Source organism: Pseudomonas sp. DWP2-2, from assembly GCF_049897065.1.
Lineage (GTDB): Bacteria > Pseudomonadota > Gammaproteobacteria > Pseudomonadales > Pseudomonadaceae > Aquipseudomonas > Aquipseudomonas paracarnis.
In genome coordinates, this window is record NZ_JAFCVN010000012.1 from 122,576 (window position 1) to 139,477 (window position 16,902).

At 60.2% G+C, this 16,902-nt stretch carries 15 protein-coding genes; 6 read left to right on the top strand and 9 right to left on the bottom strand.

Annotated features, from left to right (window positions below):
- Window positions 1-83: 83 nt before the first annotated feature.
- Complete coding sequence (locus ACP7CZ_RS22360; RefSeq protein WP_054897230.1) at window positions 84-860, top strand: N-acetylmuramoyl-L-alanine amidase; 777 nt, start codon at window positions 84-86, stop codon at window positions 858-860.
- Window positions 861-997: 137 nt separating this feature from the next.
- Here ACP7CZ_RS22360 and ACP7CZ_RS22365 read toward each other — a convergent pair whose 3' ends face one another.
- On the bottom strand, window positions 998-2,785 hold the full coding sequence (locus ACP7CZ_RS22365) for an ATP-binding protein (protein WP_054897229.1): 1,788 nt from the start codon (window positions 2,783-2,785) through the stop codon (window positions 998-1,000).
- 10 nt (window positions 2,786-2,795) lie between these two features.
- A complete protein-coding gene (algB, locus tag ACP7CZ_RS22370; protein ID WP_034129241.1) occupies window positions 2,796-4,142 on the bottom strand; it encodes a sigma-54-dependent response regulator transcription factor AlgB in 1,347 nt (448 codons plus the stop codon).
- A 389-nt stretch (window positions 4,143-4,531) separates the two neighbouring features.
- Between algB and ACP7CZ_RS22375 the strand changes: the two genes are divergently transcribed.
- The 5 genes from ACP7CZ_RS22375 to ACP7CZ_RS22395 all read left to right on the top strand — a co-directional run bounded on the left by ACP7CZ_RS22375 (window position 4,532) and on the right by ACP7CZ_RS22395 (window position 8,899).
- Window positions 4,532-4,816, top strand: a complete 285-nt coding sequence (locus tag ACP7CZ_RS22375) for a hypothetical protein (protein WP_020301400.1) — start codon at window positions 4,532-4,534, stop codon at window positions 4,814-4,816.
- A 77-nt stretch (window positions 4,817-4,893) separates the two neighbouring features.
- Complete coding sequence (locus ACP7CZ_RS22380; RefSeq protein WP_003187386.1) at window positions 4,894-5,058, top strand: DUF1328 domain-containing protein; 165 nt, start codon at window positions 4,894-4,896, stop codon at window positions 5,056-5,058.
- Between the two features lie 2 nt (window positions 5,059-5,060).
- The gene (locus ACP7CZ_RS22385) at window positions 5,061-5,528 is read left to right on the top strand and encodes an inhibitor of vertebrate lysozyme family protein (RefSeq protein ID WP_034129242.1); all 468 of its coding nucleotides are present in this window, start codon (window positions 5,061-5,063) and stop codon (window positions 5,526-5,528) included.
- 712 nt (window positions 5,529-6,240) lie between these two features.
- The gene (gene gltP, locus ACP7CZ_RS22390) at window positions 6,241-7,572 is read left to right on the top strand and encodes a glutamate/aspartate:proton symporter GltP (protein WP_003187390.1); all 1,332 of its coding nucleotides are present in this window, start codon (window positions 6,241-6,243) and stop codon (window positions 7,570-7,572) included.
- A 97-nt stretch (window positions 7,573-7,669) separates the two neighbouring features.
- Window positions 7,670-8,899: a nucleoside recognition domain-containing protein gene (locus tag ACP7CZ_RS22395; RefSeq protein ID WP_054897227.1), complete on the top strand. Its 1,230-nt coding sequence runs from the start codon at window positions 7,670-7,672 to the stop codon at window positions 8,897-8,899.
- A gap of 92 nt (window positions 8,900-8,991) precedes the next feature.
- Here ACP7CZ_RS22395 and ACP7CZ_RS22400 read toward each other — a convergent pair whose 3' ends face one another.
- The 7 genes from ACP7CZ_RS22400 to ACP7CZ_RS22430 form a co-directional block, all read right to left on the bottom strand.
- The gene (locus tag ACP7CZ_RS22400; RefSeq protein ID WP_070415401.1) at window positions 8,992-9,603 is read right to left on the bottom strand and encodes an ABC-type transport auxiliary lipoprotein family protein; all 612 of its coding nucleotides are present in this window, start codon (window positions 9,601-9,603) and stop codon (window positions 8,992-8,994) included.
- A complete protein-coding gene (locus ACP7CZ_RS22405) occupies window positions 9,600-10,538 on the bottom strand; it encodes an MlaD family protein (protein WP_003187394.1) in 939 nt (312 codons plus the stop codon). The genes ACP7CZ_RS22400 and ACP7CZ_RS22405 overlap by 4 nt, the downstream gene beginning before the upstream one ends.
- 1 nt (window position 10,539) lies before the next feature.
- Complete coding sequence (locus ACP7CZ_RS22410) at window positions 10,540-11,343, bottom strand: ABC transporter ATP-binding protein (protein WP_014716351.1); 804 nt, start codon at window positions 11,341-11,343, stop codon at window positions 10,540-10,542.
- On the bottom strand, window positions 11,340-12,488 hold the full coding sequence (locus tag ACP7CZ_RS22415; RefSeq protein ID WP_034129245.1) for an ABC transporter permease: 1,149 nt from the start codon (window positions 12,486-12,488) through the stop codon (window positions 11,340-11,342). The genes ACP7CZ_RS22410 and ACP7CZ_RS22415 overlap by 4 nt, the downstream gene beginning before the upstream one ends.
- A 54-nt stretch (window positions 12,489-12,542) precedes the next feature.
- On the bottom strand, window positions 12,543-13,574 hold the full coding sequence (locus ACP7CZ_RS22420) for a DUF5924 family protein (protein WP_003187399.1): 1,032 nt from the start codon (window positions 13,572-13,574) through the stop codon (window positions 12,543-12,545).
- Between the two features lie 68 nt (window positions 13,575-13,642).
- Entirely contained in the window at window positions 13,643-15,025 is a 1,383-nt protein-coding gene (locus ACP7CZ_RS22425; RefSeq protein ID WP_294191137.1) for a M16 family metallopeptidase, read from the bottom strand.
- Between the two features lie 58 nt (window positions 15,026-15,083).
- Complete coding sequence (locus ACP7CZ_RS22430) at window positions 15,084-16,742, bottom strand: Na/Pi cotransporter family protein (RefSeq protein ID WP_003187402.1); 1,659 nt, start codon at window positions 16,740-16,742, stop codon at window positions 15,084-15,086.
- Window positions 16,743-16,902: the final 160 nt, after the last annotated feature.

The following is a 16,902-nucleotide window of genomic DNA, read 5'->3' on the forward strand; positions in this document are numbered from 1 at the left end:
TTCCATTTTGTAATTTGACCGCCTGGCCATGAACCTTACGTTACACTGTTGCATTATCGTCTTTCAGTGTAATGCCTCTCGCCATGAAATCCTTGTATATCGCTTTAGCGTTTCTTCTGCTTGCCGGCTGCGCCAGCGGCCCGCGCCTGAACACCAGCCATCCCTCGGTCAACCACGACAACCGTGTGCAGTTCGTTGTGGTGCATTACACCTCTACCAACCTTGAACGTTCCCTGGCGCTGTTGACCCATGGCCAGGTCAGCAGCCATTACCTGATCGGCGACGACGCCTCCGGCACCATCTACAAGCTGGTGGATGAAAGCCAGCGCGCCTGGCACGCCGGGCAAAGCGAGTGGATGGGGCGCACCTGGCTCAATTCCAGCTCCATCGGCATCGAGATCGTCAACCCAGGGTTCAGTGATACGCCGACGGGGCGTGTGTGGTACCCGTATTCCGAAGCGCAGGTGCAGTCGCTGATCGTGCTGCTCAAGGACATCAGCAAGCGCAATGGCATCGACCCCAAGAACATCATCGGGCACAGCGACATTGCCCCACTGCGCAAGCTGGACCCAGGCCCGTTGTTCCCTTGGAAACGCTTGGCGGCAGAAGGTCTGGCCGTGTGGCCGGATGCCCAGGCAGTGGCCCGGTTCCAGGTGCAGTACGCCGCGCAGTTGCCGAGCATTACCTGGTTCCAGGAAGAGCTGGCGCGCCTGGGCTACCAGACGCCGCAGACCGGTGAGCTGGATGTGGCCACAAGGCACGTCATCGCTGCGTTCCAGATGCGCTTTCGCCCGTCATTGTTTGACGGCACCCCAGATGCTGAAAGCGCCGCGATCCTGAAGGCCTTGAATCACCGCTGATGGTGTAACAATGTTGGAGCGAGCTTGCTGTGGCGAGGGAGCTTGCTCCCGTTCGACAGCGAAGCTGGAGCCGGCTTTTTTGAGGGGCGCTTCGCACCCCAGCGCAAGCAAGCTTGCTCGCCATAGGGTTCTCGCTCCTACAGGGGCAATGCCATATAGAACTGCGTACCCTGCCCTGGCCGCGAGTACACACCCATGCGGCCGCCGTGCAATTGCACGATTTCCTTGCACAGTGCCAACCCCAGGCCCGCACCGCCTTTCTTGCGGCCCACCTGTACAAAGGGTTCGAAGATCCGCCCTTGCTGGCCGTAGGCAATGCCTTCGCCGTTATCCTCGACGCTGATAATCACCCGCTCGCCATGCCGTCGTGCCTGCAGACGAATCTGCCCGCCTTCGGCGGTGTGGCGCAGGGCATTGCCCAGCAGGTTGTCGAGCACCCGCTCCAGTTGCACTTGGTCGGCATACAGCCTTGGCAACTCAGGTTGAGCTTCTACCAGCAACTCAATGTGCTGGGCGTTCGCAGGCTCAGCAAACCGAGCCCGTGCGTGCTCCAGCAAGTCGGTGACATCGCACGTACCCAGGGTGAGTTTTTGCAGGCCGTTCTGGTAACGCGAGAAGTTGAGCAGGTCATTGATCAACTGCATCAGGCGCTGCATTTCTTCATTCACCGTATCCAGCAGGTCCGCCTCGCGGGAGTCAGGTGGGAACTTGGCCCGCTCTCGGAACAAGCCGAAGGCCATGTGCATGCCGGTAACCGGCGTGCGCAGCTCATGGGAGGCGCGCAATACGAACTCGCTGCGCACCCGTTCGAAGGCGCGCTGTTCAGTCACATCATGCAGCACCATCACGGCCCCGAGAATGTGCCCCTGTGTATGGCTGACCGGGGTCAGGCTGTAGGTCAGCAGGCGCAACTCACCCTCGACTTCCACCTCCAGATCGTCCGGGGCCCGCTCCAGGTTGCCGCCGCGCAGCACCAGTTGCAGCTGTTCATCCATTTCCGCACGACCCATGGCTTCACCAAGGCCTTGACCCAGCCGCTCCTCATCCCAGCCCAATTGGCGCTGCGCTACAGGGTTGAGGTGCTCCAGGCAGCCTTGGCGATCAATCATCAACAGGCCGTCATCGATACTGTCGAGCACCGCTTGCAGGCGCTGTTGGCCGGCCAGCAGTTCATCGATGTTAGTGGCCTGATGTTGGCGCAACGCTTCGGCCATGATGCCGAAACGGCGGGTCAGCAGGTTCATTTCCGCTGCGGAGGAGATCGGCAGCGTGACTTCAAAGTCGCCCTGCCCGATCTTGTCGGCGGCCTTGGCCAGGGCCTCGATGGGACCACCGAAACGCCGGGCGATGCCATGGGCCGTGACGAAACCGATGATCAGCACCGCGAGCCCTACCAGCCCGAGCAGGCCCGCTATCAACAGGGCGCGCTCACGGGATTTATGCTCACTGGTACTGATATTTTCCAGGGCCCGCTTGTGGTCGGCGATCAAGCCGTTGCGCAGTATGTTGAAGGTCTCGGTGAGCTTTTCCTTGCTGCCCGCAGGCGGTGATGTCTGCTGGGATTGGTCAAACGCCTTGAGCAGATTCTGGTAATCCGAGCGTGCCTGGCTGAAACCATGGTTTTTGCCGTCGACCTGCTCATGGGCGATGCCCTGATCCAACAGATCGAAATAATGCTGCTTGGAGGCTTGCAGGGCGTCTGGGTCGGGACGCTTCTCCAGCATCATGATCAACTGGTCGCCCAGGCTCTGACGCAATTTGAGCCCCAGGTCCAGGGTGATGAAATTACTGCGGATCAGCGATTCCTGGGTCTTGGCCATTTGCATGACGCTGACCAAGCCCAGGACCAACCCCAGCAAAGCCACGGTAATCAAGGCTGAGATGCTCAGGAATAACCGGGTGCGCAGTTTCATCGCGAGCTTCATAAGGTCCTGTTCAAAGGTTGTACTGCTTGCGTTTGCGGTACAGCGTCGACGCATCGATGCCGAGTGTGCGGGCCGCTTGGTCCAGTGTGTCGCTGGTCGCAAGTACGGCGCCGATATGGGCTTTCTCCAGCTCGTCAAGGCTCAAAGCCGACCCGATACGCGGTGCATTGTTGGCCGGTTGCTCGGCCATCCCCAGGTGGCTGATCTCAACCTTCTCCTGGGGGCAGATGATGCTGGCGCGTTCCACTACGTTGCGCAGTTCACGAATATTGCCGGGCCAGCGGTAGTTCAGTAGCGCTTCGCGGGCATTATCGCTGAAGCCGCGCGCCGGGCGTGCGTATTCCTTGACGAAGCGGGCAAGGAAGCGGTCAGCCAGGGTCAGGATGTCTTCACTGCGTTCGCGCAGCGGGGGCAAGTGCAAGGTGATGACATTCAGACGGTAGAGCAAGTCTTCACGGAAACGGCCATCGCGCACCATGTCTTCCAGGTTCAGGTTGGTGGCTGCGAGGATGCGCACGTCAGCGCGGCGGGTGACCGGGTCGCCCACGCGCTCATACTCTTTGTCTTGGATAAACCGCAGCAACTTGGGTTGCAACGTGAGGGGGAAATCGCCGATCTCGTCGAGAAACAGCGTACCGCCGTCCGCCTGGTTCACTCGGCCCAGGGTGCTTTCACTGGCGCCGGTGAATGCGCCGCGGCTATGGCCGAACAGTTCGCTTTCCATCAGTTCGGCGGTCAGTGACGGGCAGTTGATGGTCACGCAGGACTTCTTCGAGCGTTTGCTCCAGCCGTGTATCGCCCGGGCCAACTCACCTTTACCGGTGCCGGACTCGCCGAGAATCAAGATATTGGCGTCCGTCCCGGCCACCTGCCGCGCGGTTTCCAACACCACCATCATGGCCGGGCTATGGGAGTCCAGGCCGTCTTTGGGCTGGCGCACCTCGCCTTCCAGCGCTTCCAGCCGCGCAGAGAGCTGACGCACCTCCAGTTGCTTGGCCGTGGCCAGGCGCAGTTGGTCGGGGCTGCAAGGTTTGACCAGGTAGTCGGCGGCGCCAGCCTGGATGGCGTCCACGGCGGTATCCACGGCCGAATGGGCGGTCACAATCACCACGCGCATCCACGGAGCCTGCACGCGCATCTGGGCCAGCACGTCCAGGCCATTGTCCTCGCCCAGGCGCAGGTCGAGGAAGCACAGGTCGAACACCTGACGCTGCATCAGGGCATCGGCCTGTGCGGCACTGTTCGCGGTGGCGACGGTGTAGCCCTCATCTTCCAGGCAATAGCGGAAGGTGCGCAGGATCGCGGATTCGTCATCCACTAAAAGAATGCGGCCTTGAAGTTCCTTGGCTGAATCCATCTGTCCCGCACTCCTTAACTATAAATGTGATGGTGTTTAGTCCCGGAATAATCGGGCAAGTTGCATGGTTTATTCTGATTCATAAAAGGCTTCGTCGTGCAGCTATCTGCGCGCCTTCCTACAGACGTGGTTTGCGGACATTTTCAGGACTTGTTGCTCTTCGATCCTTCGATGTGCGCGCCAGGTGTCTGGTTCCGCCCACTGGTCATCGTGCATTTCGCACGGCCTGCAAGGAGGCATCGTGCAGGATGCTAGGCGACGAATCTATCGAGCAAGTGTAAATGCTTGATTTTATTGTGTTTTATTTTGCAATAAAGCTGGCATGCACTCTGCAATATCTCCCCCAAGAGCGTCATGAACGAATAATCAGAATGCGGGAGTAATGCAGCATGACTCGCCAAAGCCTCAGCCAATTGCGTGTATCGCCGCTGCGCTTGCAGCAGGGCCTGTTCGCCAGCCTGGCCTTGATGGTCACGTTGATTGCCGGCCAGCAGTTGCAGCATTGGCAGGAGCGTGCGCAGCCAGCCCCGCAATTTGAACGTCCCGTCATGACTCAGACCCATTTCCGTTCCATTGGCAGCGCCAGCGCCGATGTGACTGCCCCGCAATTGAGCCTGGTAGACCAGGGTTCCACCCTGGACGAACTGCCGGCCCATGACCGTTGGGTGTTCTAGGCAAAAAATGTCGCTCGTGTTGAGCGGCTGCACGGTATCACCGCTGTTACCCCTATAGAAGCATAAGGAGAATCACCATGTTGAGTTGGGCAATCACATTTCTGATCATCGCCATTGTGGCCGCAGTCCTGGGCTTCGGTGGTATCGCTGGCACCGCCACCGGCATCGCCAAGATCCTGTTTGTGGTCTTCCTGGTGATGTTTATCGCTTCGTTCTTCTTTGGTCGCAAAGGCCGAGGTTGAATATGGTCAGCCTGCCTTTTAAAGCCCTTGCTGCCGCCCTGCTGTTGGGCGGCAGCGGCCTGGCCATGGCCGCCAACGACGGCCAGTCCCGGGCTAACGAATTGCTCAGCGCGGATCCGCAGTACCGTGAAACCTGGCAAGACGTGGTGAAGAAAGAGGAACGCCTGCCCGAATGGGTGATGAACCTGTCGGGCACGGCCGAGCAAATGAATGCCGTTGAGGAAGATGGCGACAAGTACTTGGTCGGGCCGCTTTGCGAAACCGCAGACACCTGCCTGAACAAGCGCCTGATCGTTGCCTTCAGCCTCGACAAGGAAGATGCCTACGCCATGTTGGTGGAAGTCCCGGCGGGTTTGCCAGCGGACAAGTCCCCGACCCGGCACGCCGATTACCGTTTCCTCGGTAAGCCGGACGAGGGTATGCAAAAGCTGCTGATGGAACAGCTCAAGAAAGATCCGAATTGGTACTAGGTTCCGTCTGACGGAGCCGGCGTCCATAGAAGGAAGCCCTTGTGCTTCTTTCTGTTTGCATCGCTCCTTGAGTGATGCATGACCAGGGGGCCGGGTTGCTCTGATCGATCAGGATCGGCGTGACCTACGGGTACAGGGAGTACCTGCGCAAGGGCCGGGTCAGGCGAAAAGCTGCGACGCAAGTTCACAAGACCTCAAGCTTGCTGAACTTGCGGCGGGCTTACGACTCTCATTCCCGCGTTTCATGCCGCCTATAGCCGCAGTTTTGTTTTTTGCGTCTGGCCAACCATTACCGGGTATGTCGGCGTGACCATCTATCGAGAATTTTTCAATCGCGCTATAGGATCTTTCCGGCCCTAGGTGATGGATTTCTCAGACATTTCTGTCAGCCAATCGAAGTCGTCCAGTATCTCTGCGCGAGCCTGATTTGGCTGCTTAACGGCATATTCACCCGCTCGAATGGCGGATACGAACTGACCGTTTGGACAAATATTTTCAAAAAAAGCCATGCCGATTCGGCATAGGGTAGGCGTTTACGGCATTAGACGTCGCTCCCTTGCATGGGAATAGTTGCGCCTTTTTTCGCCTGCCAGTAAGCCATTTCGGCCACGCTGCGGTGACCTTCCATGGAGGCAGATGCACACACTTTTTCGCTTTCGAGCGTTGCAGCTGGCGCATTTGCCGTAAGTCCACTTGAAGCAAGGGTAATGACATGAAGAAGGCAAAGCTAAGCCTCGCCTGGCAGATCCTCATCGGTTTGGTACTGGGCATTGCAATCGGTGCCGTGCTCAACCATTTCAGTGCTGAAAAGGCCTGGTGGATCAGCAATGTGTTGCAGCCGGCGGGCGATATCTTTATCCGCCTGATCAAGATGATCGTGATCCCAATTGTGATTTCTTCGCTGATCGTCGGCATTGCCGGTGTCGGCGACGCGAAAAAGCTCGGTCGTATCGGCGTCAAAACCATCCTCTACTTCGAAATCGTCACCACCATCGCTATCGTGGTGGGCCTGTTGCTCGCCAACCTGTTCCACCCAGGCGCTGGCATCGACATGAGTACCCTGGGTACCGTCGATATCTCCAAGTACCAGGCGACTGCCGCCGAAGTGCAGCATGAACATGCGTTCATCGAGACCATCCTCAACCTGATCCCCTCGAACATCTTCGCCGCAGTCGCCCGAGGCGAGATGCTGCCGATCATCTTCTTCTCGGTGTTGTTCGGCCTGGGCCTGTCGAGCCTCAAGCCTGAACTGCGCGAACCGCTGGTGACCATGTTCCAGGGCGTGTCCGAGAGCATGTTCAAAGTCACCCACATGATCATGAAGTACGCCCCTATCGGTGTATTTGCACTGATCGCGGTGACGGTCGCCAACTTCGGCTTCGCCTCGCTGCTGCCGCTGGCCAAGCTGGTGATCCTGGTTTACGTCGCGATCCTGTTCTTCGCCTTCGCGGTCCTGGGTTTGATCGCACGCCTGTTTGGCTTCTCGATCCTCAAGCTGATCCGCATCTTCAAAGATGAGTTGGTATTGGCTTACTCCACCGCCAGCTCCGAAACCGTGCTGCCGCGTGTGATCGAGAAGATGGAAGCCTACGGCGCGCCGAAAGCGATCTGCAGCTTCGTGGTGCCGACCGGCTATTCGTTCAACCTCGACGGTTCGACCCTGTACCAGAGCATCGCGGCCATCTTCATTGCCCAGCTGTATGGCATTGACCTGTCGATCGGCCAGCAACTGATGCTGGTACTGACCCTGATGGTGACCTCCAAAGGTATCGCCGGCGTGCCGGGCGTGTCCTTCGTGGTGTTGTTGGCGACGCTGGGCAGCGTGGGCATCCCACTGGAAGGCTTGGCGTTTATCGCCGGTGTCGACCGTGTGATGGACATGGCGCGTACCGCCCTGAACGTGATCGGCAATGCCTTGGCCGTACTGGTTATCTCCCGTTGGGAAGGCATGTACGACGACGCCAAGGGCGAGCGCTACTGGAATTCCCTGCCGCACTGGCGCAGCAAGGAAGCCCTGCCTACGGCACAAGCCACCCGTAGCTGATTGCAGATTGATCGAAAACAAACCCCGGGAAATTCCGGGGTTTGTCGTTTCTGCCAGCCCCGTTATCATTCGCCCCATCTTTCGGGGGACTTATCTGATGCTCAATGGCCTGTGGCTTGGCTTCTTTGTCGTGGCAATGGTGTCAGCACTGGCGCAATGGCTGGTGGGCGGTAACGCCGGGATCTTCGCGGCGATGGTCGAAAGCATTTTCGCCATGGCCAAATTGTCGGTGGAAGTCATGGTGCTGCTGTTCGGTACCCTGACGTTATGGCTGGGCTTTCTGCGGATTGCCGAAAAAGCCGGGATCGTCGATTGGCTGGCCAAGGCCCTCGGCCCGCTGTTTCGCCGCCTGATGCCGGAAGTGCCCGCCGGGCACCCCGCGATCGGTTTGATCACCCTCAACTTTGCCGCCAACGGCCTGGGCCTGGACAACGCCGCCACGCCCATCGGCCTGAAAGCCATGAAGGCGCTGCAAGAGCTCAACCCCATCCCCAATACGGCGACCAACGCTCAGATCCTGTTCCTGGTGCTCAACGCGTCCTCGCTGACGCTGTTGCCGGTGACCATCTTCATGTACCGCGCCCAGCAAGGCGCTGCGGACCCGACGCTGGTGTTCCTGCCGATCCTGCTGGCCACCAGCGCCTCGACGCTGGTGGGCCTGCTGTCGGTGGCGGTGATGCAGCGCCTGCGTTTGTGGGACCCGGTGGTGCTGGCCTATCTGATCCCCGGCGCGCTGGTACTGGGCGGCTTCATGGCGCTGCTGGCGACCCTGTCTGCCACAGCGCTGGCCGGTTTGTCGTCGATCCTGGGCAACCTCACGCTGTTTGGCTTGATCATGCTGTTTCTGGTGATCGGCGCGTTGCGCAAGGTCAAGGTGTACGAGGCATTCGTCGAAGGCGCCAAGGAAGGCTTCGACGTAGCCAAGAACCTACTGCCCTATCTGGTGGCGATGCTGTGTGCGGTTGGCGTGTTGCGTGCCTCGGGCGCCTTGGAGTTCGGCCTGGAAGGGATTCGCCATGTGGTTGCCTGGACTGGCCTGGATACGCGCTTTGTCGACGCTCTGCCGACCGCAATGGTCAAGCCGTTCTCCGGCAGCGCGGCGCGGGCGATGCTGATCGAGACCATGCAGACCCAGGGTGTGGACAGCTTTGCGGCGTTGGTGGCGGCGACGATACAGGGCAGTACTGAAACCACGTTTTATGTGCTGGCCGTGTACTTCGGCTCGGTAGGCATCCAGCGGGCGCGGCATGCGGTGGGATGTGCGTTGTTCGCGGAGTTTGCTGGTGTGGTCGCGGCTATTTCGGTGTGCTACTGGTTTTTTGGTTAAGGCCACAATCGTTATCGCAGGCAAGCCAGCTCCCACAGTTTGATGTGTGAACGCAGTAAAATGTGGGAGCTGGCTTGCCTGCGATGAGGCCTTCAAGGTTTCAGAGCGGTATTGCCCTGGCTGACTACCCAATCCACCACCTGCTTATTCAGCTGATCCCCAGCCTGGCCAAAAGCAGCCACCACCGCTGGCACCTTGGCGTCACTCACCGGCTGCCTCACTTCAAACCGGCGGCTGGCGATAATCCTTTGATCACGCCCACGCACCAATCGCGCGTCGAGGCGAATCACCACCTCCACCGCTTTGCCTCGATACTCACTCTGAAACGCCTGCAACTGCCCGCCCAGTTCATAGTCGGCTTGCAGGTTGGTCTCGTCGGTACTCAACAGCGTCACGCGCCCGTCGCGCTGGAAGCCATCCAGCAGGCGATTACGCAGCAGCACCGGCGCCGGGTCGCTCCAGCGTGAATTCGCGTAGTTGCTGATCAAGTTGCCATCTGGCACTACGGCGATGCGCGGGCTATCGAGAAACTCGCTGGTCTGCGGCTTGGTCACGCGCAGCGACCAACTCACCGGCGTGCCTTGGCTGGCCGGTTGGGCGGACGCCAGGCGGTACACGTCCGATGGGTCCGGCTTGGGCAGGATCGAGCACGCGCTGACCAGTGCCAGGGCCATGGGGACGATCATGTGGTAAGCACGCTTCATGGCGTGAACTCCTTGTTCTTGTCACTGCCCAGCAGGTAACCGCTGGGGTTGGCTTCCAGGCGGCGAGAGATGGCGCGCAGCGAGCCGAGGGTTTCACGCAGCTCGCGCACGGCTGGCGCCAGCTCGTTAAGGCCCTGCATGCCGCTGTTCACCGAGTCCTGGTTATTGGTCAGCAAGGTATTGATGGTGGCGGTGCTTTGCTCCAGGGATTTCATCGCCTGCTCGGCGCTGCCGAAGGCTTGCTTGCCTTGTTCACTGAGCAAACCATTGGCGCTGCGCATCAGCACGGTGGTTTGCTCCAGCGCCGCGCCCGCCTGTTTGCTCACCTGCATCAATTGCTGCATCACCACCTTGATGTCGCCGCGTTGCTCGGCAATGGCGCCGGTGGTTTGTTGCAGGTTGTCCAAGGTGTTGCTCAGGCGTTCGACGTTTTCCCGTGAGAACAGGTGGTTGGCGTTGTGCAGCAGCAGGTTGACGCTGGTCATCAGGTCGTTGCTGTTATTGAGCAGGCGTGCGATAGGCGATGGCGACGCGATGATTTCCGGCAGGTTGCCGTCCTTGCCCTTGAGCTCCGGGCTCTGCGGGGTGCCCCCACTGAGCTGGATGATCGAGGTGCCGGTGATACCGGTCAGGGCCAGTTTGGCCTGGGTGTCTTCCTTGATTGGCGTTTGCCCGGCCAGGCGGATGCGCGCCAGGACTCGGCGTGGGTCTTTGGGGTCCAGACGCAGGCTGATCACGTCGCCCACCTTGATGCCGCTGTACTGAACCGCACTGCCTTGGGACAGGCCGCTGACCGCTTCGTTGAAGATCACTTCGTAATCCTGGAAGGCGGTATCGACGCTGGACTTGGCCAGCCACAGGCCAAACAGCATCGCGCCGACCACCACAATTACGCTGAACAGTCCGATCATCACATGATGGGCTCGGGTTTCCATGTCATACCTCGTTGAGCGATTGAGCGGCATCCAATGCCGCGCGGCCCCGGGGGCCGTGGAAATATTCGTGAATCCAGGCGTCGTCCGTTTCCGAAACGACATCGATGGCGTCGGCCACCAGCACTTTCTTCTGCGCCAGCACCGCCACACGGTCGGTGATGGTGTACAGCGTGTCGAGGTCGTGGGTGACCAGGAACACACTCAAGCCCAACGCATCGCGCAGGGTGAGGATCAGTTGGTCGAATTGCGCCGCGCCAATGGGGTCGAGACCGGCGGTGGGTTCGTCCAGAAACAGGATGTCCGGGTCCAAGGCCAGTGCGCGGGCCAGGGCGGCACGTTTGATCATGCCGCCGGATAACGAGGCCGGGTATTTGTCGGCCGCCGACAGCGGCAACCCCGCCAGGGCCAGCTTGACCGCCGCCAAGTGCTCGGCATCGGCGCGGCTGAGGCCGGCGTGCTCGATCAATGGCAGAGCCACGTTCTCGGTCACCGTCAGCGAGGAAAACAGCGCGCCCTTCTGGAACAGTACGCCAAAGCGGCGTTCTACCAGTGAGCGTTCATGTTCAGGCAGGCTCGGCAGGTTTTTGCCGAACACCCGTACCTCGCCTTCGCTGGGGCGCCGCAGGCCAACGATGCTGCGCAACAACACGGATTTACCGCTGCCAGAGCCCCCCACCACCGCCAGGATCTCGCCTTTGTACAAATCCAGGTCGAGGTTCTCATGCACGCTTTGGCTGCCAAAGCGATTGCACAAGCCACGCACTTCAATCACCGCCTCAGTGGGCGCACGGTGTAGACGACTCACCAGCCCATCTCCATGAAAAACATCGCCGCGACCGCATCCAGCACGATCACTACAAAGATCGATTGCACCACGCTCGATGTGGTGTGCGCGCCGACTGACTCGGCACTGCCGCTGACTTTGAAACCTTCCAGGCAGCCAATGGCCGCGATCAAAAAGGCAAAGATCGGCGCCTTCACCATGCCCACCAGAAAGTGCTGCACGCCAATGTCCGATTGCAGCAGCGAAAGAAACATCGCCGGCGAAATATCCAGGGCCACCGCACACACCACACCACCGCCGACGATCCCCGAGAGCATCGCCAGGAAGGTCAGCATCGGCAACGCCACCAGTAGCGCCAGCACGCGCGGCAATACCAACAGCTCCATGGGGTCCAGGCCCAGGGTACGGATGGCGTCGATTTCTTCGTTGGCTTTCATGGAGCCGATTTGCGCGGTGAATGCACTGGCGGTACGGCCGGCGATGAGGATTGCGGTGAGCAACACGCCGAATTCACGCAGGAAGGAGAACGCCACCAGGTCCACGGTAAAGATCGTCGCGCCGAAGCTCTTGAGCACGGTGGCGCCAAGGAAGGCCACGACGGCGCCGACCAGAAAGGTCAGCAGTGCGACGATAGGCGCCGCATCCAGACCCGTCTGTTCGATGTGGGCGACCATGGGCGTCAGGCGCCAGCGCTTGGGCCGCCAAATACCGCGGGCGAAGGTTTCGAGGATCAGGCCGATAAAGCCCAACAGCTTCATTGCGTCTTGCCAGACCGTGTCTACTGCGCGGCCGATGCGAGCCAACACTTGAATGCCGGCGGCCTCTTCCGGCTCTTTGATCGGTACGCAAAAGTCATTCAGGGAGCGGTAGACGGTCTTGAGCAGTGCACGGTCGGCGGCTGCCAGGGTGCAATCAGTCTGTTCGGCAGAATGTTCGATGCGTGCAGGACCCAGCAGCTCCACCAGCAGCGAGGCGCCGGCGGTATCCAGCGCACCGAGGCCGTTGAGGTCAATGCGGGCGCCGGCGTCGTATTGGCCGTCGAGTGTGGCCGACAGCTTCTTCAGGTGGGCGTAGTGGGCCAGCGTCCAGTCGCCGGTAATCCGTAGCGAAGGCGGGGTGCTGGACGTATCAAGATGGGCCGCGCCGGCCGTCGTGCGAGTGGTCATAAGCTCCGAGCTTGTTTGGCTATCCACAATTGCTACGTAATAGCACGATCCGGCTTACTTTGGGTTGTCCGCTTGTGCTGTGTCTATCACCTTGAAACGCAGAACGCCGATGACCTGGCCGTCTTCGGTGAGCACCTGCACCTGCCAGCGCCCTACGGCATCACCCGGGAAATTCTGCTTGTGGGTCCAGGCGCGATAGCCCTCCTTGCGCCCACCATGGATGTCCAGGGCAATGCGGTCGACTTCCTGGCCGTTGAATTTCCACACATGGTAGATCCGCTCATCCAGCCCGCGTGGCGCGTTGATCGCGGTGTACGCATACAGCCCACCACTGCGCAATTGGGCGGCGGTGACTTGCTTGAGGTCGTCGCCCGGCGTGCGGTCTTGCAGTTGGGTGCTGATGGCGACTTCGGTCATCCACAGGGTGGCGGGCGGTACCCAGCTGCGCAGGAACCAGCCGGCGCAGCCGATGGCGGCCGTTACCCCCAGCAGCATCGCCCAGCCCTTGAGGCTACGCAGCGGCAGGCTGACGGCCAGGCTCGGGATCGACAGGACCATGGCCACGCCCAACGCCAGTTTGTAACTCTGGGCGGTGGTCAGGTGCATGATGATCGGCAGCGCGGTCAGCAACGCGGCGAATAGGGTCAGGGTGTGCAGGGCCAGGAACAGCGAGCGTTTGGGCGCCAGCCATTTGTAATACAGCGGGTCGATGATCGACACCAGCGCCGCCGCACCCAGCAGGCCAGTGAACAGCGATTGGCCGCTGTTCCAGGCGGTGGTGACGAAAAAGAACGGCAGGACGAAAAACAGACTTTCCTGGTGGATCATCTGGGTGGCGTAGCGCAGCAGCGGTTCAGGGATCTCGCGATTGAAGACCTTGGTGAACAGTTGCGTAAAACTGTTCTCCAGCATCAGCCACAACCAGCTCACCAGCATGATCACCGCAATCCAGCTGGCCATGCCCTGCTGGCGGTCTACCAGGATGAAGCTGCCCACCCCCGAGATGAAACCGCCGAGTGCGATCACCCCTGGGTAGCGCTTGATCAGTTCTATAACGCGCTGGATGAGGGGAGGCAAGTTCGGCATGGACGGTTCACTGGTTGTGGGAAAAATCTCAGACAGAATAACGCCTTGGCCCGATATTCTGCGCCTCATTACTCAACAGGTTTGCGATAAAGCCTCAGGCCGATCAAACCAAGGATGATCAGGCCCAGTACGCCCGCACCGATCCAGGTCAAGGCGTCATAACTCAACAGCGGTTTTTCGATGCGCCAGTAGCCCGGCTGCTGGAACGATTCGCGCATGGCCTGGTTGGTTTGTGCCAGGCTCACGGCCTTGATGCGTTTGACCGGGTCGCTGAAACGTCCATTGGAGTAGTCGCCGGCCGCACTCCAGTAATAGTCGGCCAGTGCGCTGTTGCCTTGCACTGCCCAGGCTTGGCGGGCAATGGCGGCTTGTTGCAGGCGTGTGAATACCGTTGGGTCGAGGCCATCCTTGAGCAACTGGGCCTTGAGGTCTTGCAAGACCTGCTCGGCTTCAGGGAGGTTTTCTCGCTCAAGGTCGGCATTCAGGCTGAGGAACCCAACGCCGCCGAGCACTTCGCGTTCCACCCACGGGCCGTAGGACAAACCGTGCTTGAGGCGCAGTTGCCGGTAAAGCGCCCAGTCGAGGTAGTCCTTGAGCAGGTTGTAGGTTTCATCATGCTGGTCGTCCAGCACCGGCTCTGGGAACAGCCAGTGCAGCTTGGCGCCATCGCCCACCCAGCCGCGGATCAGGTCGCGGTGGCCGGCGGCGGTATGCTGGATTTCCGGGAGGGGGCGATGTTCGCTCGGCTCCACTGGGTCGAGTTGACCATAGGTGCGTTCCAGGTAGGCGGGCAGCAGTTTGTCGAGATCGCCCACGACGATCAGGGTCATGTTGTTCGGCGCGTACCATTCTTTGCGCAGCTTCTCCAACTGGTCGCGGGTGAGGTGGCTGACCTCGGCGCGTTCGGCGCACTTGAGGCCCAACTCCACGGCCAGTTGGTTGCTGGCGCTGTGACCGAGGTCCTGGCGATCCAGCAGGCGTTGCAAGTGTGAATAATGGCCACCGTCTTCGCGCTCCACCACTTGCTTGGCGGCATTGATATGGGCGTCGGTCAGTTGCGTGCGCGTGAGGATTGCCAGCAGCAGGTCCAGCACCTTGCGTTGGTTCTGCGCGGGCGCCTCGATCACGAAGGTGGTGTCGGCGTTGCTGGTGTAGGCGTTCCACTCGCCGCCCAGGGCTTGCATGCGGTCTTCGAGGTCGCCTTCGCCGCCGCCGTCGATACCGCTGAACAGCAAGTGCTCGAACAAGTGCGGCAGCTCTTTTTCTTCGCAACCGAAGTCGTCCAGGCCCACACCAACCACCAGGCGAATAGCGACATGCCCACGCTCGGTGCCCGGTTTGAGCAGCAGTTGCAGGCCGTTGGGCAAGGTGTAGCCCTCGACTTGCAGGCGGTCAAAGGCAAAGGCGTGTACCGAGCCCAAGAGCAGGCAGGCGAGTAACAGGCGACGCATAACAAGCTTCCTGGCGAATGAGGTCCACTGTTAACTGACTTCGCTCGCGGGCGTACGTTCAGGGCGAATGGGTAATGTCGGCAATACTTTCAGCCGAGAGCGCGCCAGTGTCGGACGTTTCCAACACTACATAAGCACTGCTGCAAAACAACGAGTTCAAGCGTTTCATGTCGGCGATCAGTTCCAAGTGCAGGGAACTGGTTTCCAGGCTCTGCACGATCTTGCGCTGCAGGCGGCTGACATGGGCGTGGGCCAGGCGGCGTTCCTGAGCGCGGAAGCGGCGCTTTTCGCGCAGTAATTGGCGGGCGCTTTCCGGGTCGCCGCTGAGAAACACCGACAGGCCCAGGCGCAGGTTGGCGATCAACTGGCTGTGCAGCCCGCTGAGTTCTTCCAGGCCCACTTCGGAAAATTGCCGGCGCTGCGAGGTCTTCTGTTGCTGGACCTTGCGCAGCATGCGTTCGATCAGGTCACCGGCCAATTTCAAGTTGATCGACAGCTCGATGATTTCGGCCCAGCGGCGGTTGTCCTGTTCACTCAGGTCTTCACGGGGCATTTGCGCCAGGTAGAGTTTGATCGCGCTGTAGAGCGCTTCGACGTCATCGCTCAGGCTGCGCATTTCTTGGGTAACGGCGGTTTGATTGCCGCGCAGCACTTCCTGCATCGAAGTGAGCATATTGTCGATCAAGTCACCCAGGCGCAGGGTTTCGCGGGCGGCGTTCGCCAGGGCCAGGCTTGGGGTATTCAATGAGGCCAGGTCCAGATGGCGTGGCTTGGCCTTGCCATTGGTTTCGGGGCGTTCCGGCAGCAGCCATTCGCACAGGCGTGCCATGGGCCCGATGGTGGGCAACAGGATCAGGCAACGGCTGACGTTGTAGAGCAGGTGGAAGGTGATGACCATGCCCTGGACGCTATAGTCCAGGCCGTCCATCCAGCCCACGAGCGGGTCAAGCACCGGAATGATCAGCAACAGACCGATCAATTTGTACAACAGGCTGCCCAGGGCCACTTGGCGACCGGCAGTGTTTTGCATGCTGGTGCTGAGAAAAGCCAGTACACCGCTGCCGATGTTGGCGCCGATCACCAAGCCGATGGCCACGTGCAAGCCGATCACGCCGGCACCGGCCAGGGTGGCCGTGAGCAACACCGCAGCAAGGCTGGAGTAGGAAATCATGGCGAACAGCGCGCCCACCAGGGCGTCCAGCAAGATATCGCCGGTCAGCGAAGCGAAGATGACTTTGACGCCCTGGGCATGGGTAATGGGCCCGGCGGCTTCGACGATCAACTGCAGCGCGAGGATGATCAGGCCCAGGCCGATTCCGACCCGGCCCAACTGCCCTGCTCGCGTCTGTTTGCGCGACAGGAAGAAAATCACCCCGAGGAAGATCAGCAGCGGCGACAGCCAGGACAAATCGAACGTCAGCACCCGCGCCATCAAGGCCGTACCGACGTCGGCGCCAAGCATGGTGGCCAAGGCCGGCGTGAGGCTCATCAGCCCTTGGCCGACAAACGAAGTCACCAGCATCGCGGTGGCGTTACTGCTTTGCACCATGGCCGTCACCAGGATACCGGCGACAAATGCCAGCCAGCGCTTGGACATGTTCTGCCCGATGACTTGGCGCAAATTGGAACCGTAGACCCGCAGGATGCCGGTTCGGACGATATGCGTGCCCCAGATAAGCAGGGTCACGGCGGAAAGCAGATTGAGCAAGGTCAGCATGCTCGGCCCCCCGTGTGGGTGCGCTCCAGCAGGAGCGAAGGAAAGTTACCGCGTGCCGCTCTACGTCTTGTACCTAAGCTGTAGTTGGCGAATGGGCTCTGCGCCAGCATCGCATAGCTAAACTCGGGATTGAAACAAAACTGTCATGAAGGTCGTTCCC

Excerpts from the sequence above, each read along its gene's own strand:
- ACP7CZ_RS22360 (WP_054897230.1), top strand. The coding sequence starts at position 84 with ATGAAATCCTTGTATATCGCTTTAGCGTTTCTTCTGCTTGCCGGCTGC.
- ACP7CZ_RS22365 (WP_054897229.1), bottom strand. The coding sequence starts at position 2,785 with ATGAAGCTCGCGATGAAACTGCGCACCCGGTTATTCCTGAGCATCTCA.
- algB (WP_034129241.1), bottom strand. The coding sequence starts at position 4,142 with ATGGATTCAGCCAAGGAACTTCAAGGCCGCATTCTTTTAGTGGATGAC.
- ACP7CZ_RS22375 (WP_020301400.1), top strand. The coding sequence starts at position 4,532 with ATGACTCGCCAAAGCCTCAGCCAATTGCGTGTATCGCCGCTGCGCTTG.
- ACP7CZ_RS22380 (WP_003187386.1), top strand. The coding sequence starts at position 4,894 with ATGTTGAGTTGGGCAATCACATTTCTGATCATCGCCATTGTGGCCGCA.
- ACP7CZ_RS22385 (WP_034129242.1), top strand. The coding sequence starts at position 5,061 with ATGGTCAGCCTGCCTTTTAAAGCCCTTGCTGCCGCCCTGCTGTTGGGC.
- gltP (WP_003187390.1), top strand. The coding sequence starts at position 6,241 with ATGAAGAAGGCAAAGCTAAGCCTCGCCTGGCAGATCCTCATCGGTTTG.
- ACP7CZ_RS22395 (WP_054897227.1), top strand. The coding sequence starts at position 7,670 with ATGCTCAATGGCCTGTGGCTTGGCTTCTTTGTCGTGGCAATGGTGTCA.
- ACP7CZ_RS22400 (WP_070415401.1), bottom strand. The coding sequence starts at position 9,603 with ATGAAGCGTGCTTACCACATGATCGTCCCCATGGCCCTGGCACTGGTC.
- ACP7CZ_RS22405 (WP_003187394.1), bottom strand. The coding sequence starts at position 10,538 with ATGGAAACCCGAGCCCATCATGTGATGATCGGACTGTTCAGCGTAATT.
- ACP7CZ_RS22415 (WP_034129245.1), bottom strand. The coding sequence starts at position 12,488 with ATGACCACTCGCACGACGGCCGGCGCGGCCCATCTTGATACGTCCAGC.
- ACP7CZ_RS22420 (WP_003187399.1), bottom strand. The coding sequence starts at position 13,574 with ATGCCGAACTTGCCTCCCCTCATCCAGCGCGTTATAGAACTGATCAAG.
- ACP7CZ_RS22425 (WP_294191137.1), bottom strand. The coding sequence starts at position 15,025 with ATGCGTCGCCTGTTACTCGCCTGCCTGCTCTTGGGCTCGGTACACGCC.
- ACP7CZ_RS22430 (WP_003187402.1), bottom strand. The coding sequence starts at position 16,742 with ATGCTGACCTTGCTCAATCTGCTTTCCGCCGTGACCCTGCTTATCTGG.